This window comes from Mesorhizobium sp. M6A.T.Cr.TU.014.01.1.1 (genome assembly GCF_004022765.1).
GTDB lineage: Bacteria > Pseudomonadota > Alphaproteobacteria > Rhizobiales > Rhizobiaceae > Mesorhizobium > Mesorhizobium mediterraneum.
Genome location: NZ_RZPG01000006.1, coordinates 281,463 through 291,338, shown reverse-complemented (window position 1 = coordinate 291,338; position 9,876 = coordinate 281,463). Strand labels below are relative to the sequence as shown.

The window sequence follows — 9,876 nt, the reverse complement described above, 5'->3', positions numbered from 1 at the left end:
AATCGTCTCATCCGACGCCGCCAGACCGTCCGCCAGACTCAACTGACCCAAAACACGATCCGCCATCCCGAATCTCCCTGCTCCAACCTTCACCACAGAATCACCGTTCGGCTTCTGTGCAAAGGTCTCCTTGTGGGAGAAGGTGGATCGGCGCGCAGCGCCGAGACGGAAGAGGGGTGTTGGACGGAGTGCTGTCGCAGCCAAGCTGGAACACCCCTCATCCGACCGAGCTTCGCTCGGCCACCTTCTCCCACAGGGAGAGAAGGAAAGGGGCACTCAAAAACTCAAGCGCCGCTGGCGCCGGCCAGGAAAAGTCCGGCGACAATGGCCGCAAGCGTGGCAAAAGCCGGATAGATCACCAGCAGGCTGGTCACCAGCGCATCACGCATGGTCGGTCCCTTGCGCTCGTCCGCCGCGACCTCGAATGGTCCCGCCGTTTGGCCTGCCGGTCTCGGCGCATGGCCGTCGGCCGGCCGCAAACGAGCGGGCAGCTCGCGGGCGCCACTGTCGATGATATCGAATTGCCGTGCCGTGGTCATGGCCCGAACCCCTTGTTTCGGCGCGCTTTATCGGCTGCGATTGTGTCGGCACGATGCCGCGCTTATGGCGGAATTGTTTCGTTTTGGGTCCGGTTTGTTTCAGGAAACGTGCAAACGCTTGCCGCTCCCGGCTGCATCGGTTAGGACACCCGCGCTGTGGAGTTCAGGAGTTTTGCCGATCCACGGAGCGCCACGAAACACCGAGTACCCATGCCATGGCCGACAAATCGGAAAAGACGAAAGCGCGGCTGCCGCGCGGCTTTGCCGACCGCAGCGCCGACGACATCCGCGCTGTCGAAAAGATGATGGCGACGATCCGTGGCGTCTACGAGCTTTACGGCTTCGAGCCCGTCGAGCAGCCGCTGATCGAATACACCGATGCGCTGGGCAAATTCCTGCCTGACCAGGACCGGCCGAACGAAGGCGTGTTCTCGTTCCAGGACGATGACGACCAGTGGCTGTCGCTGCGCTACGACCTGACCGCGCCGACGGCGCGTTTCGTCGCCGAGAATTATGACAGGCTGCCGAAGCCGTATCGCAGCTATCGCTCCGGCTGGGTGTTCCGCAACGAAAAGCCCGGTCCCGGCCGCTTCCGCCAGTTCATGCAGTTCGACGCCGACACGGTCGGCACGCCGGGCGTCGCGGCCGATGCCGAAATGGCGATGATGATGGCCGACGTGATGGAAGCGCTCGGCATCAAGCGCGGCGACTACGTCATCAGGGTCAACAACCGCAAGGTGCTGGACGGCGTGCTGGAGGCGATCGGCCTTGGTGGCGACGAGAACATCGGACGCCGGCTGACCGTGCTGCGGGCGATCGACAAGCTGGATAAATTGGGTGTCGAAGGCGTGCGCCTACTGCTTGGCACCGGACGCAAGGACGAGAGCGGTGATTTCACCAAGGGCGCCGGGCTGGACAACGTTCAAGCTGAGGCCGTTCTTTACGCTACGGCGAAGCCTGAGCTAGGTGATTTAGGGCACCCGGATTCCACGGTGAAAGCCAGCCAGTCCTTCAACGAAGGCGTTGCCGAACTATCAATCATTGAAGACTTGGTAAGGGCAGCTGGATATGGCGAAGACCGCATAATTATGGATCGTTCCGTCGTCCGCGGCCTAGAATACTACACCGGCCCGGTTTACGAGGCCGAGCTTCTGGCTGAAATCCCCAATGAGGATGGCCAGATCGTGCGCTTCGGCTCGGTCGGCGGCGGTGGGCGCTATGACGGCCTCGTCTCGCGCTTCCGTGGTGAGCCGGTGCCGGCAACCGGCTTTTCCATCGGCGTCTCCAGGCTGATGACCGCGCTGAAGAACCTCGGCAAGCTCGACACCTCTGATGTCATCGCTCCGGTCGTCGTGCTCACCATGGACAAGGACACCGAAAGCCTCGGCCGCTACCAGAAGATGGTCGCCGAACTGCGCGCCGCCGGTATCCGCTCCGAAATGTATCTCGGCGGCGCCGGCATGAAGGCGCAGCTCAAATATGCCGACCGCCGCGGCAGCCCGGTCGCCATCATCCAGGGCGGCGACGAGCGCGCCAAGCGCGAGGTGCAGATCAAGGACCTGATCGAGGGCGCACGGATGTCGGCGGAGATTGTGGACAACGCCGAATGGCGCGCGGCGCGCCCGGCGCAGGTGACGGTGGCGGAGAGCGAGCTGGTTGGCGAGGTGAGGAAGATACTCGCGGCGCAGGCCGAGGAGCGGGCGCGTGGCAAGTAGGGCGCCGCTCCCTTCTCCCCTTGTGGGAGAAGGTGGCCGAGCGAAGCTCGGTCGGATGAGGGGTGTTGGAAGAAACTCAACGCCACCACTCCGTCCAGCACCCCTCATCCGTCTTGGCGCTGCGCGCCAATCCACCTTCTCCCACAGGGGGAGAAGGGAAGGGCGCCTGCCATGACCTCCCGCTATCCCGCCATCGCATCAGACATCGCAAAACTCTTCGCCGCGCGCAGCACGCATGCGGTCGAGGTTGCCGTGCTGCAGCCGGCCGACCCGTTCCTCGACATGGCCGGAGAGGATTTGCGCCGCCGCATTTTTCTCACCGAAAGCGAAACCGGCCAGACGCTTTGCCTGCGGCCCGAATTCACCATTCCGGTCTGCCTCGACCACATTGCCAGCCAGGCCGGCACGCCGCGCCGCTACTCCTATCTCGGCGAGGTGTTTCGCCAGCGCCGCGAGGGCGGCAATGAGTTTTTCCAGGCCGGCATCGAGGATCTCGGCGATCGTGATATGCCGCAAGCCGATGCCCGCTCGCTGGCCGATGCACATGCGCTGCTTTCCCTGGTGCTGCCGGGTCAGGTTCTGGCGGTCACGCTCGGCGACCAGACCATATTCGAAGCGGTGCTGGCAGCCCTCGGCCTGCCGCGCGGCTGGCGCATGCGGCTGGCCCGCGCCTTCGGTTCGGCGGCGATGCTGGAGGCAGCACTTGCCGACCTCGCCAATCCGCCGCGCAACGGCCAGCTCGCCGGCGCGGTCGCTGCCCTCGTCCTCGATGGCAATCTGGAAGGGCTTTCGTCGCACATCGCCGGCGGCATGGAGCAGGCGGGCCTGTCGGCGTCGGCCGGGCGCTCGCCATCCGACATTGCGCGGCGCTTGATCGAGAAGGCCGCGTTACGCAGCGTGCGGCTGTCGAACGAGGCGTTTTCGGCGCTGAAGACTTTTTTGGCGATCGACGTGCCGCTCGACGGCGCAGCAAAAGCGCTCGAAACCTTCGCGGCCGGTTCTGGTCTCTCGCTGGGAGCGGCGCTGGACAGTTTCGCGGCCCGCGCCAAGGCGATCGAAGCGCATGGCCTGCCAGTCAAAAAAATCCGCTACGATGCCGCCTTCGGCCGCCCGCTCGACTACTACACCGGTCTGGTGTTCGAGATCGCGGCGGAAGACGGCGACCGGCCGCTGGCCGGCGGCGGCCGCTATGACCGGCTGCTGACACTGCTCGGCGCGAAAACGCCGATCCCCGGCGTCGGCTTTTCCGTCTGGCTCGACCGCATCGAAGCGTTGCGGGAGCCGGCGCAATGATCACGCTGGCGATCCCGTCGAAAGGTCGGCTGAAGGAGCAGGCGCTGGAGATGCTGGCTCAGGCCGGGCTCGCCGTCAGCCTGCCCGGTGACGAGCGCAAATACCGCGCCCGTATCGAAGGCGAGGAAGCCGTCGAGGTGGCGTTCCTGTCGGCGTCCGAAATCGCAGGCGAGATCGGCCAGGGCTCGGTCGATCTTGGCATCACCGGCGAGGATTTGTTGCGCGAAAGCCTCGCCGACTGGGAGGCGCGCGCCGAAATCGTCGCCCGCCTCGGCTTCGGCAACGCCGATGTCGTGGTGGCGGTGCCCGACATCTGGCTCGATGTCGACACGATGGCCGATCTCGACGACGTCGCCGCCGATTTCCGCCAGCGCCACGGCAGGCGGCTCAGGATCGCCACCAAATACTGGCGGCTGACCCAGCAATTCTTTTCGCAAAAGCACGGCATCCAGGTCTATCGCATCGTCGAAAGCCTGGGCGCCACCGAAGGCGCGCCGGCGGCGGGATTGGCCGATGTCGTCGTCGACATCACCACATCAGGCTCGACGCTGCGCGCCAACCATCTGAAGGTGCTGGCCGACGGCGTCATCCTGCGCTCGCAGGCCTGCCTTGTTTCATCGAGGAAGACGCGTGCGGCTGCGGATGAAGCAGTGTTGCGCGACATCGCCGCGAAGATGGCTTCGGTGGCGTAAATCTCTTCCCCTTGTGGGGAGCTGCGGCAGAGGGGTGGGAAGGATCGTCCTGGGGCAGAGCATATTTGCTCTTGCTTTGTGCCGGCACTTATGCTACCAAACTCCGCATGGTGCTGATTTGCGCCGCCACCCGCCGTCGAGGCGGGTTTTTTGTTTCCGGAGCTATCCTCACCGGACTCCGAACCGACTTGGCGGCGCGACCTGACTTCGAAGCTCCGGCCATACCATCGACGGGATTTCCACCATCCCGGCAGGCTGATAGACTCGGTCGCCTGCGGAGGAGACGGCGATGCCGATCAATCTCGACGAGTTGAAGAATGCCACCAATCTGCGCAGCCGCCGCCCGCGCAATGGCGCCTCGTTTGTCGCGCCGGTAGACGGCAGGGCGCATGTGTCGGGCGAGCGCACCGTGCCGCTGCTGCAGCAGACGATCCCGGCGTTGCTTTCTGACACCGTCAGCAAATACGGCACGCTCGATGCCGCCGTCTTCGTCGAGCAGGACAAGCGCTTCACCTGGAGCGAGCTTTCAGACACGGTGGACGCGCTGGCCGCCGGCTTCCTGGCGCTCGGCCTGGCAAAAGGCGACAGGGTCGGCATCTGGTCACCCAACCGCTGGGAATGGCTGGTGACGCAGTTCGCCACCGCGCGCATCGGCCTTATCCTGGTCAACATCAACCCAGCCTATCGGCTGGTCGAGCTGGACTATGCGCTGAACAAGGTCGGCTGCAAGGCGCTGGTCACATCAGCCGAATTCAAGAGCTCCGACTATCTCGGTATGATCGAGACACTGGCGCCGGAGATCGCGACAGCGACGCCCGGCAAGCTCGACGCGAAGAAATTGCCGGCGCTGAAGATCGTCATCCGCATGGGCGAGGAGAATTCGCCCGGCATGTTCAATTTCGCCGATGTGCTGGCGATGGCCGGGCGCGACGAGCATGACAGCCTCGACCGGATCTCCGAGGGGCTGAAGCCCGGCGACGCCATCAACATCCAGTTCACCTCGGGCACGACAGGCGCGCCCAAGGGCGCGACGCTGACCCACAACAACATCGTCAACAACGGCAATTTCGTCACCTCGGCGATCAGGCTGACCGCCGACGACCGGCTGTGCATCCCGGTGCCGCTCTATCACTGCTTCGGCATGTCGATGGGCACGGTCGGCTGCGTCACCAAGGGCGCCGCCATGGTTTTCCCAGGCGAGGGGTTCGATGCCGGCGCCACACTGAAAGCGGTGGCGGGCGAACGCTGCACCGGTCTTTACGGCGTGCCGACCATGTTTGTCGGCCTGCTCGACCATCCGGATTTCGAGGCGTTCGATCTCACCAGCCTGCGCACTGGTATCATGGCCGGCTCGCCGTGCCCGATCGAGGTGATGAAGAAGGTGGTGTCGATGATGCACATGGCGGAGGTAACCATCGCCTATGGCATGACCGAGACCAGCCCGGTCTCGTTCCAGAGCAGCGTCGACGACCCTCTGGAAAGGCGCGTCTCGACGGTCGGGCGCGTCCACCCCCATGTCGAGGTCAAGGCCATCGATGCCGACGGCGCCACCGTTGCAGTCGGCGCGCCGGGCGAACTCTGCACGCGCGGCTATTCCGTGATGAAGGGCTATTGGGACGACGACGAAAAGACCCGCGAGGCGATCGACGCCGATGGCTGGATGCACACAGGCGACCTCGCCACCATCGATGCCGAGGGCTATTGCAACATCGTCGGCCGGGTCAAGGACATGGTCATCCGCGGCGGCGAGAACGTCTATCCGCGAGAGGTCGAGGAATTCCTCTATCGCCATCCCAAGGTCAGGGAAGTGCAGGTGTTCGGAATTCCCGACCCGAAATATGGCGAGGAGCTTTGCGCCTGGATCGTGCTCAAGCCCGGCCAGATCGCCACCGAGCAGGAGATCAAGGCCTTCTGTACGGACCAGATCGCCCACTACAAGATCCCGCGCCACATCCGCTTCCGCACCGAATTGCCGATGACGGTGACCGGCAAGCCGCAGAAATTTCTCATGCGCAAGGCGATGGTCGAGGAGCTGGGGCTGGTGGCGGCGAAGACGGCGTAAAGGAGCGGGGTGCCGCGTCGCGCCACAAGCGGCCGTTACGCGCCCACGATTCCAAGGCGGGGTTCGGTCACCGCGATCTGGCCAAATCAGCAATAGAATTGCCGTCAGGATGGAGTGTCCAAAATGAAGGTCTTGTTCATTTCGAGTATGGCCATCGTTGCGCCGGATCCAGCCGAGAGCCGCAAGCTCTTCATCGACGTGCTGGACTTGCCGCTCAAGCGCCACGAGGGCGATGAGTACTACTTCAGCGAGAGCATCGGCGGCAGCAAGCATTTTGGCGTATGGCCGCTCTCGCAGGCTGCCGAAGCGTGCTTTGGCACACGCGAGTGGCCGACGGATCGGCCGATACCGCAAGCCTGTATCGAGTTCGAAGTCGAGGACTCGGACGGCGTCGCTGCCGCCGCGCAGGAGCTTCAGGAAAAAGGGTATGACCTGCTCCATGGCGTACGCACCGAACCCTGGGGCCAGGCCGTCGCCCGACTCCAAACAATTGAAGGAGCGATCGTCGGCATCTCCTATGCACCCTGGATGCACGAGGCTTAACTGGGCCTGCAGGAGCCCCCAACAACCCGTGGTCGAAGAACTCGGACTTGCGACGGCGACGACTGCTTGAGGGGCGCTCCCCGTTGGGAACGTTTCGTGGCGTGTTGTTGTCTGGGTCGGGAAGTTTGTCCGCTTCGCGGACAACGCGGCCTTTTGCTACCGGCTGCCGGAACGCGCCCTCGCAACCTACTTCAGAATCGCAGCAAGTTCGGTCAAGTTATTTGCCATGTATTCCCAACCACCGAGCGGCTCGATGGCGGCAGCCTTCGACGGGTCGTGCGCATTTGAGCGAACGACATATGCCGTCTTCAATCCGCATCGACGCGCGGCGTCCAGATCGTAGTCGTGGGCGGCAACCAGCATCGCTCTGTTCGGCTCCACGCCCAGCAGCTCGCAGGCACGAAGATACACCTGTGGCATCGGCTTATAGGTCTCGGAGACATCAGCGCCCAGGATCGTATCCCATGGCAGCCCGGCATGTTTTGCCATGTCCACCAGAAGTCGGGTGTTCCCATCGGACAGCGGCGCGACGATGAAGCGTTCCTTCAATCTGGAGAGGCCTTCCACCGAATCCGGCCACGGCTTGAGGCGGTGCCAGGCCAGATTGAGGTCTTCCAGTTCGGCGCTCGGAAAAGCCGATGGCGTCAGCCCAAACCCCTTCAGGCACGCTTCCAGGTTCTCCATATTGAGCAGATCGAGCGGGACAAAGGGCCGCTGACCACACCGGACGGCTTCAACCGATGGGTCATAGCGTCCAACCCAAGCATCGGCAAAAGCACCGGCGTCGATATGCAGGGCGTCATGGCGCTTAAGAAACGAACTCGCCTCCGCCGCTATGCTGCCGCGCCAATCGACAACGGTTCCCAAGACGTCGAAGAACAATACCTCAACTTTCGTCACTTTTAGCTCTCCATGCTCGTCGGTCTGGTGGTCCGTCAGTCGCGGTAAGAGGGATCGATCTTGTTGCCGCTTGAAATAGTCGAAATGCGTGAAAGCCTGATCGTTGTAAAGCAGCCAGCCGTCCGCTGTTTTCAGCGCCAGATCGTCGGACATGACCCAGATCGCCGGACATGACAGTGAGCGGTTGCCAGTCGGTCGGCCTCCCAGTACTGATTCGATCTATCGGCCGCTGCGAATACCTTGAGTGCGTCGGAAACATCGGCGGCGAAGGCGAGGCCCTCGCCACCCTTGCTTTCGATTTCCGCTGTCAACTGGCTGAGCGCGCTGTGGCGGGCGAGCAGAGGCGCCGGTGACCACCGCTGTCATTCCGCTTTCAATCCGACGGCGCCAGGTCGGCGTTGGCAAAGTCTAAACCGCCGGTCCTTCGAGTCCGCTTCTCTCGTGCGATTTCCACAGGAACCAGCCAAGGACGGAACCGAAGAAGAATGTGTGGGCGATGAACTGCACGACCGGGCTTGCTTGCAGGAACCAGGGGAATGCGGTCGGCGCGATCACATAGAAATTGACGAGCCACAAGGCGAGGCCAAAGACGCTGCCGAGACCAATGAATGCGGCTGACCCTCGCAGCATTGCGGCAATCTCCCCGAACACGATCCCATAGACGATAGCCAGGATCATATGGACGATCACGCCAGCGATGCTGGCCGTCAGGAGCGAATAGCCGGGATCGAGAGCTTCCGGTCCAAGCGCGATGGCGCCGATCATGCGCAGGGGCATGAAAAACGCTTCCGCCCCCATCATGAACGCACTCGCCGTCATTTCGAACGCCGCAAAGACGAGACCCGCGACAATACCCGCAACGGCCCCCTGCTGGAGTCCCCATCGGATGTCGCGCGGCGTCACTGGTGTATGGATGTAATCACGGTAAGCCATGATACTGCTCCCTTCTGGAACGCAGACTCCTCCATAAGACCAATGCGGGATGCGCGTCGGCGGTTCCGGGCGTTCGGTGCAATTCACGGGGATTTGATTAAGTTGGGGTTCTCAGGCCGAGCGGACTCGAGCGGGTGCCAGCGATGGGCCAGCAGACTTTCCGCCAGATACTACACTACACTTCGCCTCAGGCCGCCAGCACCGCCGCATCCAGCCCGCGAATAATCTTCGCCAGTTCCACGCATTCGTCGTGGCGGACCTTGTTGCGCCGCCAGGCGAGGCAGATCGTGCGCTGCGGCATTGGCTCCTGGAAAGGCACGATCTTCAAATCGGGGATAGTGCTGGCCGGTCCTGCCGCCATTTCCGGGATGAGCGTGACGCCGAGCCCGTGCGCCACCATCTGCAGCAACGTCGTCAGGCTGGTCGCGCCATAGCTTGCCATTGCCACCGGCCGCACGCTGCCGCAGACGGCAAGCGCCTGTTCGCGCAGGCAATGGCCTTCCTCCAGCAGCATCAGCCTTTCCAGCGCCGGGCTTTCCGGCGGAACCGGCGGCGAGGCGAAGGCGGGATCGCCGGCCGGCACGGCAAGGAAGAACCGGTCGGAGAAAAGCGCCTCGGTGATCAGCCCTGGCTGATCGAGGGGAAGGGCTGCGATGAAGGCGTCGAGCTTTCCCAAGGCGGTGTCCTCGACCAGCGATGCGGTCACCGCTTCGCGCAATTCGAGCTGCAAGGCCGGAAAATGCCGTCTCAGCTCCGGCAGCACATGCGGCAGGAGATAGGGCGCCACCGTCGGGATTATGCCGAGCCGGAAGCGTCCTTCCATGGCGGGACGCCCGCGCCGGGCCGTGGTCTCGATCTCGCGGATATCGGCAAGAATACGCTCGATGCGCGGCAGCATGGCCTGCGCCTCGTCGGTCATCCGAACCGATTTGCCGCCGCGCTCGAACAGCCGGCAGTTGAGCCGCAGCTCCATCTCGGCGATCTGCGAAGACAGCGCCGGCTGGCTGACGCCGGCGAGCTTTGCGGCGCGGCCGAAATGCAGCGTCTGCGCCAGCGCCTCGAAATATTGCATCTGCCGGACAGTGAGACCAATCATAAGGAAAACCTATCGCGACAAACAGGAAAGGCAATTTGTTTTTATCGGCAATGCGGCCTAGTCTGGAACCATTCCAGAATGGCGTGGCTCAAGGCCCGTCCGG

Annotated in this window: 10 protein-coding genes; 5 read left to right on the top strand and 5 right to left on the bottom strand. The window is 63.4% G+C overall.

The window, feature by feature from the left end:
* Together EN885_RS33845 and EN885_RS09650 are read right to left on the bottom strand one after the other, a co-directional pair.
* The coding region (locus tag EN885_RS33845) for a hypothetical protein (RefSeq protein WP_206616817.1) at nucleotides 1-204 on the bottom strand (204 nt) is incomplete at its 3' end.
* Nucleotides 205-284: 80 nt separating this feature from the next.
* A complete protein-coding gene (locus EN885_RS09650; RefSeq protein WP_095483579.1) occupies nucleotides 285-539 on the bottom strand; it encodes a hypothetical protein in 255 nt (84 codons plus the stop codon).
* A gap of 215 nt (nucleotides 540-754) precedes the next feature.
* Between EN885_RS09650 and hisS the strand changes: the two genes are divergently transcribed.
* From hisS to EN885_RS09625, 5 genes are all read left to right on the top strand, one after another.
* Nucleotides 755-2,254: a histidine--tRNA ligase gene (gene hisS / locus EN885_RS09645; RefSeq protein WP_127204604.1), complete on the top strand. Its 1,500-nt coding sequence runs from the start codon at nucleotides 755-757 to the stop codon at nucleotides 2,252-2,254.
* A 171-nt stretch (nucleotides 2,255-2,425) separates the two neighbouring features.
* The gene (locus tag EN885_RS09640; RefSeq protein ID WP_127204603.1) at nucleotides 2,426-3,547 is read left to right on the top strand and encodes an ATP phosphoribosyltransferase regulatory subunit; all 1,122 of its coding nucleotides are present in this window, start codon (nucleotides 2,426-2,428) and stop codon (nucleotides 3,545-3,547) included.
* A complete protein-coding gene (hisG, locus tag EN885_RS09635) occupies nucleotides 3,544-4,239 on the top strand; it encodes an ATP phosphoribosyltransferase (protein WP_095483582.1) in 696 nt (231 codons plus the stop codon). The genes EN885_RS09640 and hisG overlap by 4 nt, the downstream gene beginning before the upstream one ends.
* Before the next feature lie 289 nt (nucleotides 4,240-4,528).
* The gene (locus EN885_RS09630) at nucleotides 4,529-6,301 is read left to right on the top strand and encodes an AMP-binding protein (RefSeq protein WP_095483583.1); all 1,773 of its coding nucleotides are present in this window, start codon (nucleotides 4,529-4,531) and stop codon (nucleotides 6,299-6,301) included.
* A 123-nt stretch (nucleotides 6,302-6,424) separates the two neighbouring features.
* Entirely contained in the window at nucleotides 6,425-6,844 is a 420-nt protein-coding gene (locus EN885_RS09625; RefSeq protein ID WP_128241318.1) for a VOC family protein, read from the top strand.
* A 186-nt stretch (nucleotides 6,845-7,030) separates the two neighbouring features.
* On the opposite strand, the gene EN885_RS09620 is transcribed toward EN885_RS09625, so the two are convergent.
* From EN885_RS09620 to EN885_RS09610, 3 genes are all read right to left on the bottom strand, one after another.
* Nucleotides 7,031-7,897, bottom strand: coding sequence for a haloacid dehalogenase type II (locus EN885_RS09620; protein ID WP_128241317.1), 867 nt, complete (start codon nucleotides 7,895-7,897; stop codon nucleotides 7,031-7,033).
* A gap of 255 nt (nucleotides 7,898-8,152) precedes the next feature.
* A complete protein-coding gene (locus EN885_RS09615) occupies nucleotides 8,153-8,677 on the bottom strand; it encodes a hypothetical protein (RefSeq protein ID WP_127289276.1) in 525 nt (174 codons plus the stop codon).
* A gap of 187 nt (nucleotides 8,678-8,864) precedes the next feature.
* Nucleotides 8,865-9,773: a hydrogen peroxide-inducible genes activator gene (locus EN885_RS09610; protein ID WP_127289278.1), complete on the bottom strand. Its 909-nt coding sequence runs from the start codon at nucleotides 9,771-9,773 to the stop codon at nucleotides 8,865-8,867.
* Nucleotides 9,774-9,876: the final 103 nt, after the last annotated feature.

What these genes read in the sequence shown, in the direction of transcription:
- EN885_RS09650 (WP_095483579.1), bottom strand. Translation starts at nt 539, where the DNA reads ATGACCACGGCACGGCAATTCGATATCATCGACAGTGGCGCCCGCGAG.
- hisS (WP_127204604.1), top strand. Translation starts at nt 755, where the DNA reads ATGGCCGACAAATCGGAAAAGACGAAAGCGCGGCTGCCGCGCGGCTTT.
- EN885_RS09640 (WP_127204603.1), top strand. Translation starts at nt 2,426, where the DNA reads ATGACCTCCCGCTATCCCGCCATCGCATCAGACATCGCAAAACTCTTC.
- hisG (WP_095483582.1), top strand. Translation starts at nt 3,544, where the DNA reads ATGATCACGCTGGCGATCCCGTCGAAAGGTCGGCTGAAGGAGCAGGCG.
- EN885_RS09630 (WP_095483583.1), top strand. Translation starts at nt 4,529, where the DNA reads ATGCCGATCAATCTCGACGAGTTGAAGAATGCCACCAATCTGCGCAGC.
- EN885_RS09625 (WP_128241318.1), top strand. Translation starts at nt 6,425, where the DNA reads ATGAAGGTCTTGTTCATTTCGAGTATGGCCATCGTTGCGCCGGATCCA.
- EN885_RS09620 (WP_128241317.1), bottom strand. Translation starts at nt 7,897, where the DNA reads ATGTCCGACGATCTGGCGCTGAAAACAGCGGACGGCTGGCTGCTTTAC.
- EN885_RS09615 (WP_127289276.1), bottom strand. Translation starts at nt 8,677, where the DNA reads ATGGCTTACCGTGATTACATCCATACACCAGTGACGCCGCGCGACATC.
- EN885_RS09610 (WP_127289278.1), bottom strand. Translation starts at nt 9,773, where the DNA reads ATGATTGGTCTCACTGTCCGGCAGATGCAATATTTCGAGGCGCTGGCG.